Below are 26,229 nucleotides of genomic sequence, written 5' to 3' on the forward strand. Positions count from 1 at the left end.
AATCGTAATAATGGTATATTTACATCTTTTAAAATTTATAAATGGGAAAATTTGCAAAATGGTTAGGAGCCGGAGTAGGGTTTACAATGGGAGGGCCAATAGGTGCTATTATTGGTTTTGCTGTTGGTAGTTTTATTGATGGGGTTTCTGTTGAAGATTTTACAAAGGAGCAGAAAGAATATCAACAAGATACGCAACCGCGAAGAGGAAGGGCTACTTCTGGTGATTTTGAAATAACGTTACTAATTTTAGCATCGGTAGTTATTAAAGCTGATGGCAGGGTTGATCAACGAGAGTTAGATTTTGTTAGATTGCACTTTGTAAAAATGTATGGTAAAGAGCGTGCAAACCATGCTTTTAAGTTGTTTAGTGGTATTATTAAAAAACAAATATCAACACGTCAGGTATGTATGCAAATTCGTCAGCATATGTCTCATTCGTCTCGTTTACAGTTACTACACTTTTTGTTTGGTATTGCAAATGCCGACGGACAAGTAACAGCGTCTGAAGCAGAAGAAATAAGAAAAATTGCAGGTTATTTATATATTAATAACCATGATTATGAATCAATAAAAGCTATGTTTTATGATGAATCTGATAGTGCTTATAAAATTTTAGAAACTACAAAAGTAGCTACGAATGATGAACTTAAAAAGGCTTATAGAAAGATGGCTAAAAAGTATCATCCTGATAAGTTAGAAGCCTTAGGTGCTGAGCATAAGGAGGGGGCTAATGAAAAGTTTCAGAAAATTCAGGCAGCTTACGAACAAATAAAAAAAGAAAGAGGTATTTCTTAAATAAAAAAAGGAGGTGTTTTAGGGGTGATAAAAAAGCTTTTAAAAAAAGCTTTTTTTTAGTGTCAACTACTACAATTACAAGAAAATACGTAATTTCGCGAAATCAATAAATATAATTACAAAATGAGTACGAAGTTTACTGAATACAAAGGGCTTAACTTGCCAAATGTTGCAGATGAAATATTAGATTATTGGAAAGAAAACAACATTTTTGAAAAAAGTATAACTACGCGTGATGATAATAAACCATTTATCTTTTTTGAAGGACCACCTTCAGCAAATGGTTTACCAGGTATTCATCATGCAATGGGACGTACCATTAAAGATATTTTTTGCCGCTATAAAACTTTAAAAGGGTTTCAAGTAAAGCGTAAAGCTGGTTGGGATACCCATGGTTTACCTGTTGAATTAGGCGTTGAAAAAGAATTAGGAATTACCAAAGAAGATATAGGAACTAAAATAACGATAGAAGAGTATAATATTGCTTGTAAAAAAGCAGTAATGAAATATACCGATATTTGGAATTCACTTACCGAAAAAATGGGATATTGGGTAGATATGGAAGATCCGTATGTTACGTATAAACCAAAATACATGGAAACGGTTTGGTGGTTGTTAAAGCAAATCTATAATAAAGATTTGATGTATAAAGGGTATACAATTCAGCCATATTCACCAAAAGCAGGTACAGGTTTGAGTTCTCATGAGGTAAATCAGCCAGGAGCGTATCAAGATGTTACCGATACAACTGTAGTTGCTCAATTTAAAGCAGTTACTGAAACTTTACCAAGTATTTTACAAAATGGAAATGATGTTCATATTTTAGCTTGGACAACAACTCCTTGGACATTACCAAGTAATACGGCATTAACAGTAGGTCCTAAAATTGATTATGTTTTAGTAAAAACATTTAATCAATATACATTTGAGCCTACACAAGTAATTTTAGGAAAACCTTTAGTAGGAAAACAATTTGCAGGGAAAAAGTTTAAAGCTGTTGAAAATGAAGCTGATTTAGCAACGTATAAAGCAGAAGATAAACAAATACCTTATTTAATAATTGCTGAATGTAAAGGTGCTGATTTAGTTGGTACTAAATATGAGCAACTATTACCATATACTTTACCACACGATAATCCTGAAGAAGCTTTTAGAGTAATTCCTGGAGATTTTGTAACTACTGAAGATGGTACTGGTATTGTACACACCGCGCCAACTTTTGGAGCAGATGATGCTTTAGTTTGTAAAGATGCAGGTGTACCACCAATGTTGGTTAAAGATGTAAATGATAATTTAGTTCCTTTAGTTGATTTACAGGGTAAATTTACCAAAGAAATGGGTGAGTTTGCAGGCATGTATGTTAAAAATGAATATTATGCTGATGGTGAAGCTCCTGATAAGTCGGTAGATGTACAAATTGCCATTAAATTAAAAGAAGAAAATAAAGCTTTTAAGGTTGAAAAATATGTCCACAGTTATCCACATTGTTGGAGAACTGATAAGCCTATTTTATATTATCCGTTAGATTCTTGGTTTATAAAAGTAACAGACGTTAAAGACCGTATGCACTCTTTAAATGAAGAAGTTAATTGGAAACCAGAATCAACAGGGACAGGTCGTTTTGGAAATTGGTTGAAAAATGCCAATGATTGGAATTTATCTCGTTCTCGTTTTTGGGGAATTCCTTTACCTGTTTGGAGAACTGAAGATGGTAAAGAAACCAAAATAGTAGGCTCTGTAGCTGAATTAAAAGAAGAAATGGCACTTGCTGTAAAAGCAGGCGTAATGAACGAAGATATTTTTGCTGATTTTGTTTCAGGAGATATGTCTGATGAAAATTATGATACCATTGATTTACATAAAAATGTAGTTGATAAAATTACATTGGTTTCAGCTTCGGGTGAACCAATGCAACGTGAATCGGATTTAATTGATGTTTGGTTCGATTCAGGTTCTATGCCGTATGCACAATGGCATTATCCGTTTGAAAATAAAGAATTAGTAGAAGATGGTTGGAAAACTGCCGATTTTATTGCCGAAGGAGTTGACCAAACTCGTGGATGGTTTTATACCTTACACGCTATTGCTACAATGGTTTTTGATGATAAAGCCTATAAAAATGTAGTATCTAACGGATTAGTGTTAGATAAAAACGGGCAAAAAATGTCAAAGCGTTTAGGAAATGGTGTTGATCCGTTTACAACCTTACATAAATATGGTCCTGATGCTACCCGTTGGTACATGATTTCAAACGCAAATCCTTGGGATAATTTAAAGTTTGATTTAGACGGAATTACCGAAGTTAGTAGAAAGTTCTTTGGAACACTTTATAATACGTATTCGTTTTTTAGTTTATATGCTAACTTAGATAACTTTAATTATAGCGAAGCTGAGGTGCCATTAGCTGAAAGACCAGAGATTGACCGTTGGGTGTTGTCAGAATTAAATACGCTTGTTGAAAAAGTAGATGTGTTTTATGCTGAATATGAACCAACAAAAGCAACAAGAGCTATTTCTGATTTTGTACAAGATCATTTAAGTAACTGGTATGTTCGTTTATGTAGAAGACGTTTTTGGAAAGGTGAATATGCGCAAGATAAAATTTCAGCATATCAAACTTTATATACTTGTATGCTTACAGTGGCTAAATTAGCATCGCCAGTAGCACCTTTCTTTATGGATAAATTATATAAAGATTTAACAAGTACAACAAAAGGCGAAGGTTTTGAAAGTGTACATTTAGCAGAGTTTCCTGTTTGTAATGAGGCTTTAATTGATAAATCATTAGAGCGTCAAATGAAAAACGCACAAACTATTTCTTCTTTAGTTTTATCATTAAGAGCAAAAGAAAAAATTAAAGTACGTCAGCCATTACAAAAAATAATGATTCCTGTTTTTGACGCTACTCAAAAAGAAGAAATTTTAGCGGTTGCTGATTTAATAAAATCAGAGGTAAATGTTAAAGAAATTGAACTTTTAGATGATGCTTCTGATATATTAGTGAAGCAAATTAAACCAAATTTTAAAGCGTTAGGGCCAAAATTTGGTAAAGATATGAAGTTGATTGCAGGAGAAATACAAAAATTTACACAAGACAATATTTTAACAATTGAAAAAGAAGGAACTATTTCTATAAAAGTTAATGGTAAAATGATTACTTTAGAAACCGCTGATGTAGAAATTTCTTCTAAAGATATTGAAGGGTGGTTAGTAGCTAATGCAGAAGGTTTAACTGTTGCTTTAGATGTTACTATTAATGATGAATTACGAAAAGAAGGAGTTGCTAGAGAGCTTATAAATAGAATTCAAAATGCTCGTAAAGAAACAGGTTTAGAGGTTACTGATAAAATAAAATTAACTATTTTAAATGTTGCTGATTTACAAGATTCTGTAAAAGTGAATGAAAATTATATAAAGGCGGAAACATTAACTAATGAATTGGTTTTTGTTGATGAATTAGTAAATGGTACAGAAATTGAATTTGATACCATAAAAAGTAGAATGTTAATTGAAAAAGCATAGTATTATGGATGAGATTAAAATAAGATACTCTGATAGTGACTTAGCAGAGTTTAAAGCTATTATTTTAAAAAAAATTGAACACGCTGAAGAAGATTTAAAACTAATACAATCTTCATACAAGAATGATTCAGATAATGGTACTGAGGATACTTCACCAACGTTTAAGTCGTTTGAAGAAGGGTCAGACACCATGGCGAAAGAAGCAAATATGCAACTAGGTATTCGCCAAGAAAAGTTTATACGTGATTTAAAAAATGCTTTAATTCGTATTGAAAATAAAACATACGGAGTTTGTAGAGTTACTGGTAAATTAATTCAAAAAGAGCGTTTAAAATTGGTGCCTCATGCAACTTTAAGTATTGAAGCAAAGCGTAAGCAATAAATTTTGAGATATTAAATATTAAAAAAGCCTCTTTTTAGAGGCTTTTTTCTATAAAATAGCTAAAAAAAACGCTATTATAATGCTGTTTAAATATAGAATAAAAACTAATACTTTTCTTATTTTTGTTACTATTAAATTTAAAAAATGTCTAAAAAAAATATAGCAATACTTACCATTATTTTGGCAATTTTAATTGATCAAATTAGTAAGATATATATCAAAACTAACTTTCAGTTAGGAGAGGAGATCGTTGTTTTTAATGATTGGTTTAAAATTCATTTTACTGAAAATAACGGTATGGCCTGGGGTTTTGAATTTGGAGGTAAGGCAGGAAAACTATTTTTAACACTTTTTAGAGTTGTTGCAGTTTTTGGTATTGGGTATTGGTTAAGGCAAACTATAAAAAAACAAACTCATATAGCTGTTATAATTGCTATTGCATTAATTTTAGCTGGTGCTGTGGGTAATATTATAGATTCTGTTTTTTATGGAGTAATTTTTGATTCTTCCTATCATAATATAGCAACATTGTTTTCAGACAAACCTTATGGTGAATTGTTTTATGGTAAAGTGGTTGATATGCTTTATTTTCCGATCTATGAAGGTGAAAGTTTTACTTTTTTTAATGCTATTTTTAATGGTGCTGATACTTGGATAAGTATTGGTGTTGTTTTATTGTTTTTATTTAATAAAGAAGCTTTTCCTAACGAAGAAAAAGAAGTATAACATTATTTTTAATTTAATTTTATAGAAAAACACAACTATGCGGTTTTTTAAATACATAGCCATTTTTTTATTAGGTTTTTTAGTGTCAAAATTTTGGTATGACAAAAATCAACAACAACAGCAGCAAGAAGATATTAAGATTGTTTTAGAAGGTATACAAAATTTAAGTAAGCTGGTAGTGTCAGAAGGTAGTTTTTCTGAGATTTATAGTTTTTCTGATAGTAAAAAATACTTTTATGAGTACTTTTCTTTTGAAAAAAAAGCTATTGTCTCGGTAAATGCTAAAGTAGAGGTTGGTTATAATTTATCTGATTTAGAAATTGAAATAGATAGTATTGGTAAGCAAATTATTATTCATAAAATACCTGCTGAAGAAATTGTTATTTCTCCTGATATTAAATATTTTGATTTACAACAAAGTCGGTTTAACACTTTTTCAAAAGTAGAACTCAATAATATTAATAGTAAGGCAATAGAAAATATAAAATCTACAATTACTGTATCACGATTGCAAACAGATGCTAAAATACGTTTATTTGAAGAATTATCTAAAATATATTTGCTGTCTAAAACTTATAATTGGAAAGTAGTTGATAAAACTAATTCTAATATTTTTGATGCTGTTTTATTGAAAGATTAAATTTAAATATTTTTATAATTATTAAAATAGAGTACAAAATTTTAGTCCCGATTGAATTAATTGTTTGAGCTCTTTTTTTGATTTTTTTTCAAAAAAAAGTGAGTGGGGAAAACGGAAAATAGCTTCAAATAATCTTTATTTTTTTAAACTTAGAGCCTGTTTAAATTTTATTTAAAAACATATTATTACTGAAAAATAGAATCCGTCAAACTGAATTTATTTCAGTTTCTCATCCTAATTTTCTACCATTTTGTCAATTCGAGTGATTTTAATGACTAGAAGGAATTAAAATTGTATCGAGAATTTTATTTTGATTGATTTTGATGCTAAAAAGTTCTCGATATAATTTTTTTGAAGGAAAAAAATTACTCGAACTGACAGGTTATTAGTGAATTTTTGTAATAAAATTTTATTGACTAAAACTTAAATTTAAACAAGCTCTTAATTAGGTAACTTTTTACTTAGCAATCCGTAGATAAAAGCTCCTAATATTGCTCCTAGTAAAACAATAATAATTGGAAATACTCCATGACCAATTAATACAAAAATAGGACCAGGGCAAGCTCCTGCTAAAGCCCAACCTAAACCAAAAATGGTTCCACCAATAAGAGTTCTTATAAATCCTTTTTTCTTTTCTTTTATATTGATTTGATTACCGAGATAATCTTTAATTATACCTTTTTTAAAGAAATACATAAAAACCATAGAAACAGCAACTGCCGAACCAATAATTCCGTACATATGAAAGGATTGAAATTTAAACATTTCATAGATTCTGTACCATGAAATAGCTTCGGATTTGGTCATTATAATTCCGAAGAAAATACCAATTATTAAAAATTTTATATTTTTCATCATGTTTTTCAAAAATTAAAGACCAAAAATTAAAGGGAAAAAAATCCATGTCATTAATAAACCACCAATAAAAAAACCGATTACGGCAATTAAAGACGGCAATTGCAAACTACTTAAACCTGTAATTGCATGACCTGAGGTACATCCGCCAGCGTATCGAGTTCCAAAACCAATTAAAATTCCTGCAATTAATAAAATTGAAAACCCTTTTATAGTAAGCATATTTTCAATACTAAAAATTTCGTGAGGAACAAAGGAGTTTCCAGCATTCATAAAACCTAAATCAGCTAATTCTTGTATTGTTTTAGGGTTTAGTTGTATTGTTTTTGTTGCTGATAAATAATTAATTGCTATAAATCCGCCAATAATTAATCCGACTAAAAAAACAAGCGCCCAATCACGTTCTTTCCAATCTTTTTTAAAGTAGTCTGAAATTTTTCCCGCACCAGCAATAGTACACATCGTTTCTAAATTTTTAGATACTCCAAAGCTTTTTCCGAAGTAAAAAAATAAGAAAAGTACTGAGGCTATTAAAGGTCCTGATATATACCATTGCCAAGGTTGTAAAATAGTATCCATTATAAGATTTTTTTAATGTAATCCATTATTTTTTTGGTAGCACCAATGTTTTCAGAAATATATTTTTGGTTGATGCTTCCTAATTTAGTTCTGAATTCTTTTTTATTTTTAAAAGAAGTAAAAATAGTGGTAAATTCTTGTTTATTTACAACAGTTTTAGCACCACCTAATTTTAACAAATCAGTAGCTTCTTGAAATTTTTTATATTTATTTGCTCCAAATACTATTGGTACTCCAAACGTTGCAGGTTCTAATATATTGTGTAAACCCGTTGCTAATCCTCCGCCTACGTAAGCAACATCGGCATAGGAGTAAATTTTGGTTAATAAACCGATAGTATCAATAATAAAAACTTTATTTTCCGACAAGTTTTTACCTTCTTTTTCAGAATATAAAATTGTTTTTTTGTTGATACTTTCTTGCAATTCTTTTATTTGTTTTTGATTGATATTATGCGGTGCTATTATAAATTTCTCATCGGCTGAAGCATAATTATTGATGTAATTTACTAACAGTTTTTCATCTTCTTTCCAAGTACTTCCTGCAACTATGGTGTAATTTTTGTTTTTAAAATCAGCTATAAAATCGAGTGAATTATTTTGTTTTAAAATATCATGAACTCTATCAAATCGGGTATCTCCAGCAATGGTTGTATTTTCAAAACCAATAGTTGAAAGTAGTTCTTTAGATTCTTTATTCTGAAGATAAAAATGATTAAAAGCATTTAGTTTATTGCGCATAAAACTGCCATGCCACTTAAAAAATGATTGTTTTTTTCTGAAAATCCCTGAAATTAAAATAGTATCAATTCCCTGTTTTTTTAATTCAGATAAAAGATTTGGCCAAAACTCATATTTGATAACAATGGCTATTTCTGGATGTATTTTATCAATAAATTTTTTAACATTCGATTTTGTATCGAAAGGTAAATAACAAACAACATCGGCTAAATTATAATTTTTTCTGATTTCATATCCCGAAGGAGAAAAAAAAGTAACTACTATTTTATGATTTTTATAGCGTTCTTTTAATGCTTCAATAATTGGTCTTGCTTGTTCAAATTCGCCTAATGAAGCAGCATGAAACCAAATAACTTTATCGGTTTTCTGAATGCTATTTAATTTATTGAAAGTTTGTTTTCGTCCATCAACAAAAAGTTTTATTTTTTTATTGAATAAAGCGATAAAGCGAAGTAGTATTGATACTTTAAAAAGTAATAGGTTATAAATAAAATTCATAACGCAAATTTATGAAATAAAAAAATCAGTGAGTTTAATCACTGATTTTTTTTATTTTGATATTTTATTCAGACTTCATCTCAAAATCTTCCATAAATTTTGTGGTATAATTACCAGCAATATAATCAGGATGATCCATTAATTGTCTATGAAAAGGAATGGTTGTTTTTATACCTTCAATAACATATTCATCTAATGCGCGTTTCATTTTGTTAATTGCTTCTTCACGAGTTTGTGCAGTAACAATTAATTTAGAAATCATTGAATCGTAGTTTGGTGGAATCATATAACCAGCATATACGTGGGTATCTATACGAACTCCATGGCCTCCTGGAGCATGATATGAGGTTATTTTACCAGGAGAAGGTCTAAAACCGTTATAAGGATCTTCTGCATTAATTCTACATTCTATAGAATGCATTTGAGGGAAATAATTTTTACCAGAAATAGGTACACCTGCTGCTACTAAAATTTGTTCACGAATTAAGTCATAATTAACAACTTCTTCAGTAATAGGGTGCTCTACTTGAATACGAGTATTCATTTCCATAAAGTAGAAATTACGGTGTTTATCTACTAAAAACTCAACCGTTCCGGCACCTTCGTATTTTATAAATTCAGCAGCTTTTACAGCAGCTTCTCCCATTTTATTACGTAATTCATCCGTCATAAATGGAGAAGGGGTTTCTTCTGTTAATTTTTGATGGCGACGTTGTACTGAACAGTCTCTTTCAGATAAATGACAAGCTTTTCCGTAAGAATCTCCAATAATTTGAATTTCAATATGGCGAGGCTCTTCAATAAGCTTTTCCATATACATGTCATCATTACCAAATGCAGCCTTAGATTCTTGACGTGCAGAGTCCCATGCGTCTCTTAAATCTTCAGCTTTCCAAACAGCACGCATTCCTTTTCCACCACCACCAGCTGATGCTTTAAGCATTACTGGGTATCCTGTTTCAATTGCTGTTTTCTCACAATCTTCAAAACTTTCTATAACTCCCTCACTACCAGGTACACATGGTACACCTGCAGAAATCATGGTAGATTTAGCGTTAGCTTTATCTCCCATACGGTCAATCATATCAGGAGAAGCTCCTATAAACTTTATGTCATGTTCTTCACATAATTTAGAAAATTTAGCATTTTCTGATAAAAAACCATAACCGGGGTGAATAGCATCTGCGTTTGTAATTTCAGCCGCAGCAATAATACGATCCATTTTTAAATAAGATTCGCTACTAGCAGCAGGGCCAATACAAACTGCTTCATCAGCAAATCTTACGTGTAAACTTTCTGCATCTGCTTTTGAATAAACAGCTACAGTTTTGATGCCCATTTCTTTACAGGTTCTAATTACACGTAGTGCAATTTCACCTCTATTGGCAATTAATATCTTTTTAAACATACGGTGTAAAAATTTTAAAACTCCAAATAATAAAGTGAATACTTTTATTTGGAGTTATATGTTAATTAAGATGGATCTACTAAAAATAAAGGTTGATCAAATTCTACAGGAGAAGAATCATCTACTAATACTTTAACTATTTTACCTGAAATTTCAGATTCAATTTCGTTAAATAATTTCATTGCTTCAATAACACATACAGTGTCACCTACTTTTATTTCAGAACCTACTTCAGCAAAATTAGGCTTGTCAGGAGCTGGTTTTCTATAAAAAGTTCCTATAATAGGAGATTTAACAGTAATATATTTAGCGTCTACTTCTGCGCTTATGGTGTCATTTGAAGGTATTGCAGTAGCTAAAGGAGCTTGTGCAGTCATTTGAGGAGCTACTCCCATAGTAGTTGGAGCTGCCTGAATAATTGTAGTTTCAGGTGTTTCGCTTCCAGTTTTAATGGTGATTTTAATATCTTCCATTTCTAACTTTACTTCACTTGCGCCTGATTTTGCTACAAATTTTATAAGACTTTGAATTTCTTTAATATCCATTTTCCTAATTTTAGTTGTTTGGTTTTTTATGAATTGTATGCCCATTTTAAATAGATGGCCCCCCATGTGAAGCCTCCACCAAATGCAGCAAAAATTAAATTATTTCCTTTTTTCAATTCTTTTTCATAATCAGCAAGTAGTAATGGTAGTGTTGCTGAGGTGGTATTTCCATATTTATGAATATTCACCATAACTTTTTCAGAATCTAAACCAACTCTATTTGCAGTTGCTTCAATAATTCGGTTATTTGCTTGGTGCGGTACTAACCAATCTACATCATCTTTAGAGAGATTGTTTCTTGTTAGCATTTTTTCTGAAACATCAGCCATGCTAGAAACAGCATATTTAAATACAGTTCTACCTTCTTGAGTTATAAAATGCTCTCCGTTTTTAATAGTTTCTTCAGATGCTGGGGTAATAGAACCTCCTGCATGAATTTTTAAGAAATTTCTACCAATACCATCACTTCTTAAATATTCATCTTGTAAACCTAAGCCTTCTAAATTTGGTTCAAATAGTGCAGCACCGGCTCCATCGCCAAAAATAATACAAGTTGCTCTATCAGTATAATCAATAACTGATGACATTTTATCAGCACCAATTAATAATACTTTTTTGTAACGACCACTTTCTATATATCTAGCTGCTGTTGACATTCCGAATAAAAAACTAGAACAAGCTGCTTGTAAATCATATGAAAATGCATTTACAGCACCTATTTCAGTAGCTGTATAAGCAGCAGTAGAGGCAACTAACATATCTGGTGTTGCAGTAGCTACAATTACCATGTCAATCTCTTTAGGGTCGATATTAGATTTTTTAATTAAATCTTCAGCAGCTTTAATAGCCATATATGAAGTACCTACTCCTTCTTCTTTTTTTAATATTCTTCGTTCTTTAATCCCTGTTCTACTAGTAATCCATTCATCATTGGTGTCTACCATTGATTCAAGTTCTTTGTTTGTTAAGGCGTACTTAGGAACAAATTTTCCTACTGCGGAAATCGCTGCAGTTATTTTAGTCATAGTTGTTTGTTTTGTTATAAAACTAGTTTTCAAAAGTAAGGAAAAATATTCCACTCTTTTTAAGATAAAACATCTAAAATGTAATTTTTTAACGAAAAAGCACAAAAAAACCCTCAAAAGGAGGGTTTTTTTGTGTTGTAAAAACTACTTTTTAAGCCTCAACAGCTGCGCTTTCTAATACCACTTGGCCTCTATAGTACAATTTTCCTTCGTGCCAGTGAGCTCTGTGGTATAAATGAGCTTCTCCAGTTGTAGGATCAACAGCTATTTGAGGTACAGAAGCTTTATAATGAGTTCTTCTTTTATCTCTTCTAGTTTTCGATATTTTTCTCTTTGGATGTGCCATTTTATGTTTTATTTATCTGTTAGTAAATCCTTTAATTTATCCCACCTTGGGTCTGCTGAATTTTCCTCAACAGTTTTTTCTTCGTTTATTCTTAATTCGTTTAATCTTTGTAAAGCGTCTGATTTCATAGTGCCATTTAATACATCAGGATGTACTCTTCTGCTAGGAACTGATAAAACAATTAGCTCATATATATATTGAGCTACATTTATTTGATATACTTCATGTGGAAGTATTAAAATTTCATCATGTTCATCATTGTATTCAGGACCAAATTTAACTACTAAGTTCAAAACACCATCAATTTCTAAGTCAAATGGTTCATTAGTTGTATCACAAGGCACATTTACTGTACCTTTTATTGTAAAACAAAGTTCAAAAAGAGTACTTTTTTTTACAAAATTAATAGTCGCTGTTAGATTTGAGTCGTTAAATTCATCAAACTGAAATGCTTCAAAGAACTTTTTGTCAATTTGATACGTAAATAAATGACTTCCTTCTTTTAAACCTACAAAAGGTATATTGAATTCTTTTATGTCTTTCATCTGTAAGATCAATTTGAGCATGCAAAGATATAAAAAATGTTTATATTTTTATATTTTACTTAAAAAAAAATACTATTTTACTTTTAAGATGTTTTCTGTTAGTTTTGAATACTCTTTTCTGTTCTTAAATATTTGTAATGAGGTAAATAAAGCTTCTTTGAATGATGATGGGTTCGCTTTGTTTTTACCAGCAATATCGAAGCCAGTTCCGTGATCAGGAGAGGTTCTAACTTTGTTTAAGCCCGCAGTAAAATTTACGCCATTTCCAAACGATAAGGCTTTAAAAGGTGCTAATCCTTGATCGTGATACATTGCTAAAACACCATCAAATTGCTTATAGGTTTCAGATCCGAAGAAACCATCAGCGGCATAAGGACCAAAAACTAACTTCCCAGATTCTTTAATTTCGGCTATTGTTGGACGTGTAATCATGTTGTCTTCTTTACCTATAAGTCCGTTATCTCCACAATGAGGGTTTAATCCTAAAATTGCTATTTTAGGTTTGGTGATGCCAAAATCTTGCTTTAATGAGGTGTGCATAATTTCCACTTTCTCTTTAATTAATTCAGGAGTGATGCTTTCTGCAACTTTTGAAATAGGAATATGACCTGTAATTAAACCAACTCTTAATTTTTCAGTCATTAAAATCATTAAACTTTTCCCTTCTAAATTTTCTTCTAAATATTCGGTGTGCCCTGGAAAGTTAAATTCTTCTGATTGAATATTTTCTTTACTGATAGGTGCCGTAAGTAAAATATCAACATGATTGTTCTTTAAAGCATCGGTAGCTGCTTCAAGAGATTTGTATGCAAATTTACCTCCAGCTTTGGTTATTTTACCTAATTCAATTTTAACTTCATCTTTCCAAGAATTCATTAGATTGATTTTATCATGGGCTATTTTGTCAATTGAATTAATTACATAAATATTATTATTAAGTTTAAGGTTTTTCTTATGATAAGAAACCAACCTATTAGATGCAAATAAAACAGGAGTACAAAACTCAAGCATACGTTTGTCTTCAAAAGTTTTTAAAATAATTTCAATACCAATACCATTTATATCTCCAACTGAAATTCCAACAATTATTTTGCTTGTGTTATCCATAGTTATTTTTGTACGTAAAGTTGTATTTTTGATGTTAACAAAAGTAATTAAAATTTAGAGAATGTTTACAGGAATAATTGAAACTCTTGGTGTTGTGAAATCAGTAGTAAGAGATAAAGAAAATTTACATATTACCGTTTTAAGTAATATAACTAATGAGTTAAAGGTAGATCAAAGTGTGGCACACAATGGAGTTTGCTTAACTGTTGTTAATATTGATAATAATGAGTATACTGTTACAGCAATAAAAGAAACATTAGCTAAAACTAATATTGGTGATTTAGAAATAGGAAGTGAGGTTAATTTAGAAAGAGCTATGAAGTTAGGGGCTCGTTTAGATGGGCATATTGTGCAAGGGCATGTTGATAAAATAGGTGTTTGTAAAAATATTAAAGATGAAGAAGGAAGTACGGTTTTTACTTTTTCTTATAATTTTGAAGGAGATAATATTACTATTGAAAAAGGTTCAATTACTGTAAATGGTGTAAGTTTAACGGTTGTAAATTCAAAGAAAGATGAATTTAGTGTTGCTGTAATTCCATATACATTAGCACACACCAATTTTAAAAATTTTAAAATAGGAACTAAAATAAATTTAGAGTTTGATGTTATAGGTAAGTATGTTGCTCGTTTAACACAGTTAAAATAAAATAAAAATACAACACATTGTTTTAAAAGTTAACTGTTAGGTACCGGTTTGTTTTCTATTAGCAGCTATTTTTAAGTAGATTATTTAATTGGGAAACCTAAATAATTTATATTTGAATAATAGTCATTTGAAAAGAGAGTATGGGAAATAGATTAGACAATAAAATTGCCATTGTTACAGGTAGTGCAAGAGGTATTGGAAAGGCAATTGCAAAATTATTTATGCAAGAGGGGGCTACTGTTATAGCAACCGATAAAGATGTTGAAGAGTTACAAAAAACAGCAAAAGAATTATCGTTAATAAAAAATGGTAAAATAGTAACCTACGAAGTAGATATTACAAATAAACTTCATATTGAATCGGTCGTTAAAAAAACAATTGAACAGTTTAATCGTATTGATATTTTAATTAACAATGCAGGTAAAAATGTTTTTGAAGATCCGATGAGTATTTCTAGTGAACAATGGGAACTTTGCTACAACTTAAACTTAAAAGGAAGTTGGAATTGTTCACAAACAGTATTGCCTTTTTTTATTAAACAACAATATGGTAATGTGGTTAATATTGCTTCAGTACATGGGCATAAAATTATAAAAGATTGTTTTCCTTATCCGGTTTTTAAACACGGACTTATCGGTTTAACAAATTCTTTAGCAATTCAATATGCTTCACAAAATATTCGTTTTAATTCAATTTCTCCAGGGTTAATCTTAACGCCTGCGATTGAAGATAGTTTTAATGCATCACCAAATCCTGAAGCTGAAAAAAAAGCACAAGAAGATATTTTACCTTGTAAAAGAATTGGTACACCAGAAGAAGTTGCACATACAGCATTATTTTTAGCAAGTGATGAAGCTCGTTTTATAAATGCTACTGATATTTTAATTGATGGTGGACGTTCTAAAGTTTATCATGATTAATTAAAACTTCTAAAAAATGATACATAATATTAGTGTGGTTTCTCATTCGCCACAAAATACTTTAGGAGAAACACCTATTTATTGTGATTATCTTCAAAAAGTTATTTGGGTAGATATTTTAGAAAATAGTATTTATACATTAGATATTGCAACATTAAAAATCAATAAAATAAAACTTCCTTTTTTATGTAGTGCGGCATTGCCAACTACTAAAAAAGGAATTTTGCTTTTAGTTACTGAAAACGGAGTTTTATCTTTTGATTTATTAAAAGAAACAGTTGTTAAAAAATGGATTGATTTTCCTGAAAAAGATACCCGTCCAAATGAAGCACAAATTTCTCCAAATGGTGATTTGTTTTTTGGAACTATGGATTATGATGCAACACCCAATAAAGGAGCTTGGTATCGTTTTTTATCAAAAGAAACCAAATTAAGATTATTAGAAAGTAACGTTAGTATTCCTAATACATTAGCTTTTTTTAATGATGAGGTTATTTTTGGAGATACCGCTACTAATCAGTTTTTTATAGATAAAGCCAATGCACTTCATTGGAATGATAAAAAAAGTTGTACTCCTAAAATTGAAGCAGGAGGTATGGATGGTTCTTATTTTTCAGGTGATAATTATTTAATAAATGCTCGTTGGGGATTATCAAAAACTACTGTTTTTGATGTTTTTAAGAATATGAATATTCATGCTGAATTTGAATTGCCAGTAAAACAACCTACAAGCTGTGTTATTTATCCATCAGAAAATGGAAATAAAATACTTTTTACCTCTGCAAAAATAGGATTAGAAAATCCATCAGAAAATGAAGGTAAAATTAGTATTGCAGATACTACTTATAAAATAAGAACTATAAACAGATTTAAACTTTAATGAATACATATATAGCCATAGATTGGGGGTCGACAAATTTACGTGGATACTTTATTGAAAACAATACGGTAATAAATACATATTCATCAGAAAAAGGAGTGAAAAATATCGTTGATAAATTAGAATACACTACTATTTTATCAATAATTATTAAAACTTTTTCAGCTTCTGAAAATACGCCAATATTACTAAGTGGTATGGTTGGAGGTGCTGCTGGTTGGGTTGATACCGCTTATGTTACTTGTCCTTTTAGTATCAATAATACCTCAAAAAATATTATTAATATAGAACAGGATATTATCAATAATCCTGTTTATATGTATCCAGGGCTTTGTATTAAGAATAAAGAAGATGATACCTACGGTGTAATGAGAGGTGAAGAAATTCAGCTAATTGGTGCTTTAAAAAAGGAAGCATACGACCTTTTAATTTTACCAGGAACGCATAGTAAATGGGTTCATGTTGTAAATAATGATTCAATACCAATTATTGATTCATTTTCAACAGTAATGACAGGTGAATTATATGAAGTTTTATTACATAATTCTCTTTTAGGAATGGTTGAGGATAAAAAAATATTCTCATTAAAGGGATTTCAAAAAGGACTTCAAACAGCAAAAGATTCAGACGCTATTATAGCATCATTATTTTCTACCAGAGCAAAACTATTGTTAGGTGGTATTGATAAAACTGAAGTACCAGCCTATCTTTCAGGAACGCTTATCGGTAATGAAGTAAAAAGTCAATTAGCTCAAATTACATCAGATCAAAAAATAGGCGTAGTTGCTAGTAAACATCTTAGTGAGTTATATAAACTAGCTTTTCAGTCATTTAATTTAAACAACGTTAATTTCTTGGATGTTCAAGAAGTTACTATTCAAGGATATAATACCATAGCGCATGATTTCACTAGATAAAATTGAATTACCATTAATTGCCATTTTAAGAGGAATTAAACCAACAGAAGTACTTGAACATGCGAAAGCATTATTTGAGGTAGGTTTCCGATTTATTGAAATTCCTACAAATTCGCCAGATTGGGATAAAAGTGTTGCTATTTTACAAAAACATTTTGATAATACTGCTTTTATTGGTGCAGGTACTGTTATTACAGAAGCACATCTTGACACCTTAATTTCGTTAGATGCTAAACTGATGGTAAGCCCAAATGTTAATCTTGATATTTTAGCTAAAAGTGTTGCTAATAATATGGTTAGCTGTGTAGGTGCATTATCGCCTACAGAAGTAATTGCAGCAAGCCAAGGAGGTGCTACTGTTGTGAAAATTTTTCCAGCAGGTACTATGGGAATTAATTATTGTAAAGCAGTAATGGCAATAGCTCCTAAAAATCAACAATATTATTGCGTTGGAGGAATCAATCCAGCAAATTTAAGCGATTATCTAAAGTTAGGATTTCACGGTGCAGGATTAGGTGGTGATTTATACAAACCAAATCAATCAGTTGAAGTAACTAAAGATAAAGCAACACAATTTTATAACGCATATATAAATTACAAAAATGAAAATAACAGGAATTAGATTATATAAAGTTGCGCCACGCTGGCAGTTTTTAGCCATTGATACTGATGAAGGTATTACAGGTTGGGGAGAACCAGTTTTAGAAGGTCGTGTAGATACTGTTCAAGCAGCAGTGAAAGAATTAAGCCCTTATTTAATAGGGAAAGATCCAAGTAGAATAAATGATATTTGGAATGTACTTTATAGAGGTGGATTTTACAGAGGTGGAGGTATTTTAATGTCTGCTATTTCAGGAATTGACCAAGCTTTATGGGATATTAAAGGTAAAGTGATGAATCAACCAGTATATGAGTTACTAGGTGGTTTGTGTCGTGATAAAATGAAATTATACAACTGGGTAGGGGGAGATAATCCTTCTGATGAGGTTGCTGATATCAAATTATATCAAGAAAAAGGTTTTGACACCTTTAAATTAAATGGAACAGGAAAATTAAAAATGATTGATTCCAATAGAGCAATTGATCAAGTTATTTCAAGAATAGATACTATTCGTGCTGCTTTTGGAAATATCATTGATTTTGGATTGGATTTTCACGGAAGAGTAAGTACACCAATGGCTAGTGTATTGATTAAAGAGTTAGAGCCGTACCGCCCTTTATTTATTGAAGAACCTGTTTTGCATGATTATTCTGAAAACTATGCACGTTTAGCAGCTAAAACTAGTATTCCTATTGCTGCAGGTGAAAGAATGTTTAGTCGATATGATTTTAAAAGAATTTTTGAGCAAGGAGGATTAGGTATTGTTCAGCCAGATTTATCACATGCAGGAGGTATTACAGAATGTTTAAAAATAGCATCAATGGCTGAAGCTTATGATGTTGCTTTAGCACCTCATTGCCCGTTAGGACCTGTTGCTTTAGCAGCTTGTTTGGCAATTGATTTTGTATCACCAAATGCTATTATTCAAGAGCAATCAATGGGGATTCATTATAATAAAGGAACTGCTGAACTTATTGATTATGTTAAGAATAAAGAAGATTTTGAATATATTGATGGATACATCAAGCCTTTACCAAAACCAGGATTAGGGGTTGTTATAGATGAAGAAGCGGTTATTGAAGCCGATAAGAAATTTGATGTTGATTGGAAAAATCCTATTTGGAGACATGAGGATGGTTCTTTTGCTGAGTGGTAAAAAACTTATTTCATCATAAAAATAAAAAAACCGCTAACATTTATCTAAAAGATATTTGTTTGCGGTTTTTAAAATTTTGTCAAGGTGTTTTAATGATATTATAAAAAAAATTACTTCATCATCCAAGAACCACCAACGCTTATTACGTTTGATAAATTTTGATAATCAGCAACAGTTTTTTCATTTACGCCTCCTGTAGGGCAAAATTTCACCTGTGGAAAAACATTATTATATGTTTTTAAAGCAGCTGTTCCTCCAAATAAATTGGCTGGAAAAAATTTAAAAGTATCCCATCCTAATGATAAACCTAACATAATTTCACTAGGTGAAGTTACTCCAGGAATAAAAGGAATACCACTTTCTTCTAATGAACTAGCCATTTCTTTAGAAATTCCAGGGCTTACTATAAAATCAACTTTTAAATCTTTTACTTTTTGTATTTGATTTTTATGAATAACAGTTCCTACACCAACCTGTAAAAGAGTTCCGTATTGTTCTTTAACTTTAGCAATAGCATCAAATGATATTGGTGTTCTAAGTGTTATTTCAATACATTTTATTCCTTTTTTTAGTAGTTTTTCAACAGTTTGTGGTATTTCATCTAAACTATTAAAAGTAACAACTGGTATTACAGGATTATTTTTAAGAACTTCTCTAATATTATTTTGAATCATAATTTTCTTTTTTTAGAATAAGAAACTAGCGCCGTCTTGACTAGAACTTACTATGTTTCTAATATTTACGAATAATTCTCTTCCAGAACCTTGATTGTTTTCAATGGTTTTTATAGCTGGTTTTCTTGCTAATACAACCGTTTCATTTAATACATTAAGTTGTCCTGTTAGAGCATTTAAGCTTAGAATATCACCTGTTTTTATTTTAGAAATAACTCCACCATCTAAAGCCTCAGGAGATAAATGTATTGCCGCAGGTACTTTTCCTGAAGCACCCGACATACGTCCGTCAGTAACTAAAGCAACTTTAAAACCTCTACGTTGTAAAATACTTAACGAAGGAGTTAGTTTGTGTAATTCAGGCATTCCGTTAGATTTAGGTCCTTGAAAAGGAAGTACTGCAATAAAATTTTTATCGAGTTCTCCTTTTTTAAAAGCATCCATTAAAGCTTCTTGTGTTAAAAAAACTATAGCAGGCGCTTCTATAATTAAATATTCATCTTTAACAGCTGAGGTTTTTATTACAGATTCGCCAATATTCCCTTTTAATACTTTTAGACCACCATCTTTAGAAAAAGGGTTTTCTACATCTCTAATTACATTTTTATTTAAGGGGGTTTTAGATCCTTCAATCCAAATAAGTTTATTATTTTTTATTCTAGGTTCTTTGGTATAATGAGATAACCCCTTACCTAAAATAGTGTTTATATCTTCATGTAATAATCCGTTTTTTAATAAAGTATTTACTATAAAACCAACACCACCTGCAGCATGAAAATGATTTACATCAGCACTACCATTTGGATATACTCTTGCTAAAAGTGGTATAACTCCTGATAAATCAGAAAAATCTTGCCAGTTAATTATGATACCAGCAGCTTTTGCCATTGCTATTAAATGAATGGTATGATTTGTAGAACCACCTGTGGCTAACAAACCAATAATACCATTAACTACTGTTTTTTCACTATATATAGAAGCTAGTGTATTATTAAAATTTTTTTCTTTACAGTTTTTACTGATGATTTTTACAGCCTCTTCATCAAGTAATTTTCTAAGTTGTGTATCAGGATTTACAAAACTAGCCCCGGGTAATTGTAATCCCATAATTTCCATTAGCATTTGATTACTATTGGCTGTTCCAAAAAAAGTACAAGTTCCTGGAGAGTGATAAGAATCTGATTCTCCTTTTAATAATTCATCTCTATCGATTTTTCCTTCCGCAAAATTTTGACGAATTTGTGCTTTTTCATCATTACTAATTCCTGTTTCCATAGGACCACTAGGCATAAATATGGCAGGTAAATGACCAAATTTAAGTGAACCGATTATTAATCCAGGAACTATTTTATCACAAATACCAAGATTAATAACTCCGTCAAACATATTATGAGAAAGTGCTATTGCAGTAGATAATGCTATAATATCTCTACTAAACAAAGATAATTCCATGCCGTCTTGTCCTTGAGTTACCCCATCGCACATTGCAGGCACAGCTCCAGCAACTTGTGCTGTTGCCATATGCTTTTCAGCATATTCTCTAATCATTTGAGGATAATTCTCATAGGGTTTGTGAGCAGATAACATATCGTTATATGCTGTAACAATTCCTAAATTAGGAGTTATATATTCCGATAATTCATTTTTAACATGTGTACTACAAGCAGCAAATCCATGTGCTAAATTACCGCAACTTAAAGTGTTTCTTGAAACTTCTTTAGAAAAAGCCTTTTGCATTTGTGTTAAATACAGTTGACGAGAATTTTTACTTCTTTCAATTATTCTATTGGTAACTTCTGAAATTATCTTATTCATTGTTCTTGAAATTAAATACTATAATACCACTCCATATCATCCTTATTATCAATAAAGTTAAATATCGGAAGTGTTTGTTTATTGTTATTATTTAATACCTCATATTTATCTTTACCTGTTGTCATCAAGAATACTTTATTTGCATTTAATAACATTTGTTTACTACACGTTATTCGTTGTACAGGTGCTTTTGGTGCTTTGGTACTAAGTACTCCTACTATTTTTTCTTGTAAACTTTTTTCTGATGCTGGGTCAGAGGGAAATAAAGAAGCGGTATGTCCATCTCCTCCCATACCTAACAGAGTAACAGTAATATCTTTAAAAACTTCGTTATATTTTTGATTAATTAAAGTGATGTTATCTTTTTCATCAGTAATATTTGCTATCATTCCATGAAAATTAGCCACGGATGCTTTAGCAATTAAAAGATGTTCTTTAATCATTTTTTCATTACTGTCGCTTGAATCTGTCTCTACAAATCGTTCATCAACTAAACCAATATGCACTTTTTTCCAAGGGATGTCTAATTGTGCTAATTTACTGTACATGTTTTTAGGTGTACCACCTCCAGAGACTAGTAAGTAAGCTGCATTATTTAGGATAATAGCATCTTTCAGGGCATTTGCTATTTTAATAGCCAATTCATTTTCAAGCACTTCGGTTTTATCAAAATAAAATTCTTTCATAATTTAGCTATGTATTTCCCAAGTATCTCCATCAGCCATAACTGAATCTCTAGGTCCATTTGTTCCTGCTTCATAAAGTACTATAGACTGTTTTATTTTGTTCCAACTTTTCGTAATCGATTCAATCCAAGTCCATGCGGCTCTTAATTCATCTTCTCTCATAAACAGGGTTTGATTACCTCTTAATACATCTATTAAAAGACGTTCATAAGCTTCAGGAAGCCTTTCTGTAAAAGAATCTAAATAATCTAGTTTTAAAGAAGTAGGTTTATATCGATAGCCTCCAGGGCCTGGAATTTTTGTCATTTGAACTATTGATATTCTCTCTTCAGGTTGTAAACGAATAATAAGTTTGTTATTAGGAACTTTAGTTTTAGAATTAAAAATATTATGTTTAACAGGTTTAAAGTTGATAACAATTTCAGAATAATGCTGTTCTAATCTTTTTCCTGTTTGTAAATAAAAAGGAACTCCTTTCCAGCGCCAATTATCTACATAAGTTTTTAATGCAACAAATGTTTCTGTATTAGAGTTGTATTTATTAATATCTTCTAAATAAGAATTTACTTTTACGTTGTTAACTTTACCTTTTATATATTGCCCCCTAACAGTATTTTTTAGAACTGTTTTAGGTGTTAACATACGTAATGATTGTAATACTTTTAATTTTTCGTTTCGCATTTTATCAGCTTCAACAGATACAGGCGGTTCCATGGCTACTAAGCATAAAAGTTGTAATAAGTGATTTTGTACCATGTCTAACAAAGCACCACTTTTATCGTAGTAAGCACCTCTAGTACCAACACCTAAGTTTTCTGAAACAGTAATTTGAATGTTGTCAATATGTTCACTACTCCAAGATTGTTCAAATAACAGGTTAGAAAATCTCAATACCATGAGGTTTTGTACTGTTTCTTTACCTAGGTAATGATCAATTCTGTATATCTGATGTTCGGTAAATGTTTTAGTTATTTGCGTATTAATTTCTTCAAAGGTTGCTAAGCTATTGCCCAAAGGCTTCTCTAAAACTACCTTACTACTTGGTTTTACTATAGTAGCTTTTCTTAATGTATCACAAATTTCTACAAACACAGAAGAGGGGGTTGAGAAATAAAAAACATCTTGTTTTTTTGAGCTTTTCTGTAAAATATTAGCTAACGGTTCATAATCTTTAACTGTGTGCTTTTTTATAAGGATAACGCTAATTTTAGCAATAAAATCAGTTACTGTTTTTTTGTCAAAACTAATTTTCTGATCAGCAATTATAATTTTTTCTTTTATTTTATTTAGTAGTAATTCTATCGGAATTTCATCTCTTAGAATAACAATAATACTAAAGTCGCCTCCAATTTGTTGTTCTACAAAACGGCAAAATAGAGCAGGATAAATTTTACGCATTGCTAAATCTCCATCACCACCAAAAATCACAAAATTAAATGCTTTTAACATATTTTTTTTTTTGCTCATTTATTAAATAAAGTAAATGTAAATAGATAATACTAAAATGCAGATAATTATTCCTAAAGAGTTTGTTAATTTCCAAGGTGTAATAGAAACTTGTTTAGTATATACCTGAATATAGGCTTCTTTACGAGGTTTTAATTTACCTACTAAAAGCATTATTAATACATTTAAAACAAAAAGTATTGCCATAACATGTAAAAAGTGAGGGTAATTTTCCGCACCTATATACGGTTTAATTATAAATTGACTTATAATATATAAAATAGATCCTGAAATAATTCCGATTTTAGCCGCAATTGCTGGTACATATTTTGTTGAAAAACCTACTACAATAATTGTAAGTATTGGAATACTATAAATTCCATTCGCTTCTTGTAAGTAACCAAATAACCCATTTGAAGCATAAATTAATAGAGGAGCAATACACATGGCTATTAAAGCAAGTCCAATACCAAATGTTTTTCCAACTTTTATAACGTTGGTTTCATTAGTTCCTTTTTTAAAATATGATTGATAAATATCAATACTAAATAAGGTAACAGAACTGTTTAATGCAGAGTTAAAAGAACTTAAAATAGCACCAAATAATACTGCTGCAAAAAAACCAAGCCACACTTTTGGTAGTACCTTAGAAACTAACATAGGGTAAGCTTCATCAGGGTTTACTATTTGGTCACCAAACATATGGTAGGCTATAATACCAGGTAGCACAACAATTATAGGGCCTAGTATTTTAATAAAAGAAGCTAAGAGTAAACCTTTTTGGCCTTCTTTTAAGTTTTTAGCACCTAATGCACGTTGTATTATAGCTTGATTGGTTCCCCAGTAAAAAAGTTGAACTAACATCATACCAGTAAAAATTGTTTCTACAGGAATGGAAGATTTTGGTCCTCCGAGCGATTTAAATTTTTCAGGATGTTCAGTCATTAAAACAGTAATTCCTTCAAAAACATTTCCATCACCCACGGCCATTAAACCAAAAATTGGTATTAACATTCCGCCTATTAACAGTCCAACGGCATTTATTGTATCAGAAATAGCTACTGCTTTTAATCCTCCAAAAATAGCATAAATACCACCTATTATCCCTATAATCCAAACTGTTATCCATAAAGCTACATTTTTAGAAACTCCGAGTAACTCAGGAACATCAAACATGCTGTTAATTGCTAATGCGCCAGAATACAGTACTATGGGTAGTAATACAATTGCATAACCACTTAAAAATAAAATAGATGTTATTGTTTTAGTTGTTTTGTCGTATCGTTTTTCTAAAAACTGAGGAATTGTTGTTATTCCTCCTTTTAAATATTTAGGTAGTAAAAATACGGCTGTAAGTACCATTGCTATAGCTGCAAGAGTTTCCCATGCCATTACTAAAATACCATCTTTAAAAGCAGCTCCATTTAATCCTATTATTTGCTCTGTAGAAAGGTTTGTAAGCAATAATGACCCTGCTATTACAACACCGGTTAAGCTTCTTCCTCCTAGAAAATAATCGTCATTTGTTTTTTCATTTGTTTTTCTAGATTTATAATAGGATATAACCGCTACTAAAACGGTGAATGCTAAAAATGTAATTATTTGCATATTGTTTAATATTAAAATGTATTGTAGAGTTAGTTTGTGATTTTAGTAGATTATTTTAACTAATTTTATTAAATAGAGTTTCTTAAAATTAAATTATTTGGATTTTCTATTCGTATATTTTCTTTCTGTGTAACCATTTGCGCTAAACGTTTTCCCATTGCGTTAAAATCTGTAGATATTGTTGTTATTCCTCCTTCAACAACTTCTTTTAATAAGGTATCATTGTAGGATATAATTCCGATATCTTTGGCTAGTTCTAAATTAGCTGTTTTTATCATTTTAATAATGCGAATAAGATTTCTGTCATCAGGAATTAAATATACTTCACCTTTTGAAATTTTTCTGTCATCAAAACTTTCAATTACTTCATTATCAAATTGATGTTTTTCACAAAACTGCTTAAAACCTTTTAACATTCCACTAGGCTGTTTATTATTTATGAAGAGAAATATTAACTTATTATAAGGTTTTAAATGTTTTAATCCAGATTCTAGAGATTCTAAAATATCTTTTTCGAAATTTTGATAAATTGCAGCGTATTTGGCATGTTCTTTACCTACTTGATCTAAAATATATACATTATTTTTAGGTAGTAAATCTATTGTTAAATGAGTTTTTTTTAAGTTAGCAGGCATAATAATATAGGTATTATAAATACCAATATTATCATGTATTAGTTTGCTGAAAATATTTTGATTAAAATGGTGAAAAAAGATATCAACCTTATCACCTTCTTCTAAATTTGACAAAAAAGAATTATATAAATCTTCCTTAAAAGCATTTAGCTCATCAAATAATAGAAATATTTTTTTAGAAGCACTTATATTTTTGCTTTTTACATAATAACCTTTTCCTGGAACTGACTTTATAATTCCTCTAGATTTTAGTAAGCCATAGGCTAATAATACGGTATCTCTAGAAATAGAAAACCTTAATTTAACTCTATTAATAGAAGGTAACTTATCACCTCTTTTATAATGACCATTTAAAATACCGTCTTCGATAGATTTCACTATCTGTTTGTATTTTGGTATTCCATTATTTTCTTCAACAATCATAAAACTCATAAATGCTAAGTTATATAATTAACTATTAATAAACCAACTGGTACCTACTAGTATGTGTTTGATTGTTAAGTTAAAGGAAGTGATGAGTTTTTATT

26 protein-coding genes are annotated in these 26,229 nt (G+C 30.3%); 11 read left to right on the forward strand and 15 right to left on the reverse strand.

The genetic code is table 11. The features are described from left to right. Window positions 1-41: 41 nt before the first annotated feature. The 5 genes from ACN5J4_RS08240 (at window position 42) to ACN5J4_RS08260 (ending at window position 6,067) form a co-directional block, all read left to right on the forward strand. Complete coding sequence (locus ACN5J4_RS08240) at window positions 42-797, forward strand: TerB family tellurite resistance protein (protein WP_418649530.1); 756 nt, start codon at window positions 42-44, stop codon at window positions 795-797. A gap of 123 nt (window positions 798-920) precedes the next feature. Next, a complete protein-coding gene (gene ileS / locus ACN5J4_RS08245; RefSeq protein WP_418649531.1) occupies window positions 921-4,319 on the forward strand; it encodes an isoleucine--tRNA ligase in 3,399 nt (1,132 codons plus the stop codon). Window positions 4,320-4,323: 4 nt separating this feature from the next. Then, on the forward strand, window positions 4,324-4,701 hold the full coding sequence (locus ACN5J4_RS08250) for a TraR/DksA family transcriptional regulator (RefSeq protein WP_418649532.1): 378 nt from the start codon (window positions 4,324-4,326) through the stop codon (window positions 4,699-4,701). Between the two features lie 144 nt (window positions 4,702-4,845). Next, complete coding sequence (locus ACN5J4_RS08255; protein ID WP_418649533.1) at window positions 4,846-5,427, forward strand: lipoprotein signal peptidase; 582 nt, start codon at window positions 4,846-4,848, stop codon at window positions 5,425-5,427. Window positions 5,428-5,464: 37 nt separating this feature from the next. After that, on the forward strand, window positions 5,465-6,067 hold the full coding sequence (locus ACN5J4_RS08260; RefSeq protein ID WP_418649534.1) for a DUF4230 domain-containing protein: 603 nt from the start codon (window positions 5,465-5,467) through the stop codon (window positions 6,065-6,067). A gap of 441 nt (window positions 6,068-6,508) precedes the next feature. Here the strand turns inward: ACN5J4_RS08260 and ACN5J4_RS08265 are convergent, their stop codons facing one another. The 9 genes from ACN5J4_RS08265 to pdxA form a co-directional block, all read right to left on the reverse strand. Beyond that, complete coding sequence (locus ACN5J4_RS08265) at window positions 6,509-6,922, reverse strand: DUF6691 family protein (RefSeq protein ID WP_418651155.1); 414 nt, start codon at window positions 6,920-6,922, stop codon at window positions 6,509-6,511. Window positions 6,923-6,937: 15 nt separating this feature from the next. Beyond that, window positions 6,938-7,501: a YeeE/YedE family protein gene (locus ACN5J4_RS08270; protein WP_418649535.1), complete on the reverse strand. Its 564-nt coding sequence runs from the start codon at window positions 7,499-7,501 to the stop codon at window positions 6,938-6,940. Then, window positions 7,501-8,739 (reverse strand): 3-deoxy-D-manno-octulosonic acid transferase, encoded by a 1,239-nt coding sequence (locus ACN5J4_RS08275; protein ID WP_418649536.1) that lies wholly within the window; start codon window positions 8,737-8,739, stop codon window positions 7,501-7,503. Before ACN5J4_RS08275 ends, ACN5J4_RS08270 begins: the two co-directional genes overlap by 1 nt. Window positions 8,740-8,803: 64 nt before the next feature. Then, window positions 8,804-10,147 carry an acetyl-CoA carboxylase biotin carboxylase subunit gene (gene accC, locus ACN5J4_RS08280; protein ID WP_418649537.1) on the reverse strand — a complete coding sequence of 448 codons (1,344 nt, stop codon included), beginning with the start codon at window positions 10,145-10,147 and terminating at the stop codon, window positions 8,804-8,806. Between the two features lie 65 nt (window positions 10,148-10,212). Then, window positions 10,213-10,692, reverse strand: a complete 480-nt coding sequence (accB, locus tag ACN5J4_RS08285; RefSeq protein WP_418649538.1) for an acetyl-CoA carboxylase biotin carboxyl carrier protein — start codon at window positions 10,690-10,692, stop codon at window positions 10,213-10,215. A 26-nt stretch (window positions 10,693-10,718) separates the two neighbouring features. Further along, a complete protein-coding gene (locus ACN5J4_RS08290; RefSeq protein ID WP_418649539.1) occupies window positions 10,719-11,717 on the reverse strand; it encodes a beta-ketoacyl-ACP synthase III in 999 nt (332 codons plus the stop codon). Window positions 11,718-11,868: 151 nt separating this feature from the next. Then, window positions 11,869-12,063 carry a 50S ribosomal protein L32 gene (gene rpmF / locus ACN5J4_RS08295; protein WP_271231309.1) on the reverse strand — a complete coding sequence of 65 codons (195 nt, stop codon included), beginning with the start codon at window positions 12,061-12,063 and terminating at the stop codon, window positions 11,869-11,871. Between the two features lie 8 nt (window positions 12,064-12,071). Further along, window positions 12,072-12,608, reverse strand: a complete 537-nt coding sequence (locus tag ACN5J4_RS08300) for a YceD family protein (RefSeq protein ID WP_418649540.1) — start codon at window positions 12,606-12,608, stop codon at window positions 12,072-12,074. Window positions 12,609-12,680: 72 nt separating this feature from the next. Then, entirely contained in the window at window positions 12,681-13,715 is a 1,035-nt protein-coding gene (gene pdxA / locus ACN5J4_RS08305; RefSeq protein ID WP_418649541.1) for a 4-hydroxythreonine-4-phosphate dehydrogenase PdxA, read from the reverse strand. Window positions 13,716-13,776: 61 nt separating this feature from the next. Between pdxA and ACN5J4_RS08310 the strand changes: the two genes are divergently transcribed. The 6 genes from ACN5J4_RS08310 to dgoD all read left to right on the forward strand — a co-directional run bounded on the left by ACN5J4_RS08310 (window position 13,777) and on the right by dgoD (window position 18,838). Further along, window positions 13,777-14,364, forward strand: a complete 588-nt coding sequence (locus ACN5J4_RS08310) for a riboflavin synthase (RefSeq protein WP_418649542.1) — start codon at window positions 13,777-13,779, stop codon at window positions 14,362-14,364. 140 nt (window positions 14,365-14,504) lie between these two features. Further along, window positions 14,505-15,284, forward strand: coding sequence for an SDR family oxidoreductase (locus ACN5J4_RS08315; RefSeq protein WP_418649543.1), 780 nt, complete (start codon window positions 14,505-14,507; stop codon window positions 15,282-15,284). A gap of 16 nt (window positions 15,285-15,300) precedes the next feature. Then, complete coding sequence (locus ACN5J4_RS08320) at window positions 15,301-16,164, forward strand: SMP-30/gluconolactonase/LRE family protein (protein ID WP_418649544.1); 864 nt, start codon at window positions 15,301-15,303, stop codon at window positions 16,162-16,164. Further along, window positions 16,164-17,081 (forward strand): 2-dehydro-3-deoxygalactonokinase, encoded by a 918-nt coding sequence (locus tag ACN5J4_RS08325; RefSeq protein ID WP_418649545.1) that lies wholly within the window; start codon window positions 16,164-16,166, stop codon window positions 17,079-17,081. Before ACN5J4_RS08320 ends, ACN5J4_RS08325 begins: the two co-directional genes overlap by 1 nt. Further along, complete coding sequence (locus ACN5J4_RS08330) at window positions 17,065-17,703, forward strand: 2-dehydro-3-deoxy-6-phosphogalactonate aldolase (RefSeq protein ID WP_418649546.1); 639 nt, start codon at window positions 17,065-17,067, stop codon at window positions 17,701-17,703. Before ACN5J4_RS08325 ends, ACN5J4_RS08330 begins: the two co-directional genes overlap by 17 nt. Continuing rightward, entirely contained in the window at window positions 17,684-18,838 is a 1,155-nt protein-coding gene (dgoD, locus tag ACN5J4_RS08335; protein WP_418649547.1) for a galactonate dehydratase, read from the forward strand. The genes ACN5J4_RS08330 and dgoD overlap by 20 nt, the downstream gene beginning before the upstream one ends. A 110-nt stretch (window positions 18,839-18,948) precedes the next feature. On the opposite strand, the gene eda is transcribed toward dgoD, so the two are convergent. From eda to ACN5J4_RS08365, 6 genes are all read right to left on the reverse strand, one after another. Beyond that, window positions 18,949-19,512 (reverse strand): bifunctional 4-hydroxy-2-oxoglutarate aldolase/2-dehydro-3-deoxy-phosphogluconate aldolase, encoded by a 564-nt coding sequence (gene eda / locus ACN5J4_RS08340; protein WP_418649548.1) that lies wholly within the window; start codon window positions 19,510-19,512, stop codon window positions 18,949-18,951. Window positions 19,513-19,524: 12 nt separating this feature from the next. Continuing rightward, window positions 19,525-21,327 carry a phosphogluconate dehydratase gene (edd, locus tag ACN5J4_RS08345; protein ID WP_418649549.1) on the reverse strand — a complete coding sequence of 601 codons (1,803 nt, stop codon included), beginning with the start codon at window positions 21,325-21,327 and terminating at the stop codon, window positions 19,525-19,527. Between the two features lie 11 nt (window positions 21,328-21,338). Further along, the gene (gene pgl, locus ACN5J4_RS08350) at window positions 21,339-22,013 is read right to left on the reverse strand and encodes a 6-phosphogluconolactonase (protein ID WP_418649550.1); all 675 of its coding nucleotides are present in this window, start codon (window positions 22,011-22,013) and stop codon (window positions 21,339-21,341) included. Window positions 22,014-22,016: 3 nt separating this feature from the next. Beyond that, window positions 22,017-23,480 (reverse strand): glucose-6-phosphate dehydrogenase, encoded by a 1,464-nt coding sequence (gene zwf, locus ACN5J4_RS08355; RefSeq protein ID WP_418649551.1) that lies wholly within the window; start codon window positions 23,478-23,480, stop codon window positions 22,017-22,019. Window positions 23,481-23,483: 3 nt separating this feature from the next. Further along, entirely contained in the window at window positions 23,484-25,067 is a 1,584-nt protein-coding gene (locus ACN5J4_RS08360) for a solute:sodium symporter family transporter (RefSeq protein WP_418649552.1), read from the reverse strand. 68 nt (window positions 25,068-25,135) lie between these two features. Further along, entirely contained in the window at window positions 25,136-26,134 is a 999-nt protein-coding gene (locus tag ACN5J4_RS08365; protein ID WP_418649553.1) for a GntR family transcriptional regulator, read from the reverse strand. Window positions 26,135-26,229 lie beyond the last annotated feature (95 nt).

The sequence above is a fragment of the Tenacibaculum aestuariivivum genome (assembly GCF_964507685.1).
GTDB lineage: Bacteria > Bacteroidota > Bacteroidia > Flavobacteriales > Flavobacteriaceae > Polaribacter > Polaribacter aestuariivivum.

Excerpts from the sequence above, each read along its gene's own strand:
- ACN5J4_RS08270 (WP_418649535.1), bottom strand. The coding sequence starts at position 7,501 with ATGGATACTATTTTACAACCTTGGCAATGGTATATATCAGGACCTTTA.
- rpmF (WP_271231309.1), bottom strand. The coding sequence starts at position 12,063 with ATGGCACATCCAAAGAGAAAAATATCGAAAACTAGAAGAGATAAAAGA.
- edd (WP_418649549.1), bottom strand. The coding sequence starts at position 21,327 with ATGAATAAGATAATTTCAGAAGTTACCAATAGAATAATTGAAAGAAGT.
- eda (WP_418649548.1), bottom strand. The coding sequence starts at position 19,512 with ATGATTCAAAATAATATTAGAGAAGTTCTTAAAAATAATCCTGTAATA.
- dgoD (WP_418649547.1), top strand. The coding sequence starts at position 17,684 with ATGAAAATAACAGGAATTAGATTATATAAAGTTGCGCCACGCTGGCAG.
- ACN5J4_RS08275 (WP_418649536.1), bottom strand. The coding sequence starts at position 8,739 with ATGAATTTTATTTATAACCTATTACTTTTTAAAGTATCAATACTACTT.
- ACN5J4_RS08330 (WP_418649546.1), top strand. The coding sequence starts at position 17,065 with ATGATTTCACTAGATAAAATTGAATTACCATTAATTGCCATTTTAAGA.
- ACN5J4_RS08315 (WP_418649543.1), top strand. The coding sequence starts at position 14,505 with ATGGGAAATAGATTAGACAATAAAATTGCCATTGTTACAGGTAGTGCA.
- ACN5J4_RS08325 (WP_418649545.1), top strand. The coding sequence starts at position 16,164 with ATGAATACATATATAGCCATAGATTGGGGGTCGACAAATTTACGTGGA.
- ACN5J4_RS08320 (WP_418649544.1), top strand. The coding sequence starts at position 15,301 with ATGATACATAATATTAGTGTGGTTTCTCATTCGCCACAAAATACTTTA.
- ACN5J4_RS08360 (WP_418649552.1), bottom strand. The coding sequence starts at position 25,067 with ATGCAAATAATTACATTTTTAGCATTCACCGTTTTAGTAGCGGTTATA.
- zwf (WP_418649551.1), bottom strand. The coding sequence starts at position 23,480 with ATGAGCAAAAAAAAAAATATGTTAAAAGCATTTAATTTTGTGATTTTT.
- pdxA (WP_418649541.1), bottom strand. The coding sequence starts at position 13,715 with ATGGATAACACAAGCAAAATAATTGTTGGAATTTCAGTTGGAGATATA.
- ACN5J4_RS08365 (WP_418649553.1), bottom strand. The coding sequence starts at position 26,134 with ATGAGTTTTATGATTGTTGAAGAAAATAATGGAATACCAAAATACAAA.
- accC (WP_418649537.1), bottom strand. The coding sequence starts at position 10,147 with ATGTTTAAAAAGATATTAATTGCCAATAGAGGTGAAATTGCACTACGT.
- pgl (WP_418649550.1), bottom strand. The coding sequence starts at position 22,013 with ATGAAAGAATTTTATTTTGATAAAACCGAAGTGCTTGAAAATGAATTG.
- ileS (WP_418649531.1), top strand. The coding sequence starts at position 921 with ATGAGTACGAAGTTTACTGAATACAAAGGGCTTAACTTGCCAAATGTT.
- ACN5J4_RS08265 (WP_418651155.1), bottom strand. The coding sequence starts at position 6,922 with ATGAAAAATATAAAATTTTTAATAATTGGTATTTTCTTCGGAATTATA.
- ACN5J4_RS08255 (WP_418649533.1), top strand. The coding sequence starts at position 4,846 with ATGTCTAAAAAAAATATAGCAATACTTACCATTATTTTGGCAATTTTA.
- ACN5J4_RS08300 (WP_418649540.1), bottom strand. The coding sequence starts at position 12,608 with ATGAAAGACATAAAAGAATTCAATATACCTTTTGTAGGTTTAAAAGAA.
- ACN5J4_RS08310 (WP_418649542.1), top strand. The coding sequence starts at position 13,777 with ATGTTTACAGGAATAATTGAAACTCTTGGTGTTGTGAAATCAGTAGTA.
- ACN5J4_RS08240 (WP_418649530.1), top strand. The coding sequence starts at position 42 with ATGGGAAAATTTGCAAAATGGTTAGGAGCCGGAGTAGGGTTTACAATG.
- ACN5J4_RS08290 (WP_418649539.1), bottom strand. The coding sequence starts at position 11,717 with ATGACTAAAATAACTGCAGCGATTTCCGCAGTAGGAAAATTTGTTCCT.
- ACN5J4_RS08260 (WP_418649534.1), top strand. The coding sequence starts at position 5,465 with ATGCGGTTTTTTAAATACATAGCCATTTTTTTATTAGGTTTTTTAGTG.
- ACN5J4_RS08250 (WP_418649532.1), top strand. The coding sequence starts at position 4,324 with ATGGATGAGATTAAAATAAGATACTCTGATAGTGACTTAGCAGAGTTT.
- accB (WP_418649538.1), bottom strand. The coding sequence starts at position 10,692 with ATGGATATTAAAGAAATTCAAAGTCTTATAAAATTTGTAGCAAAATCA.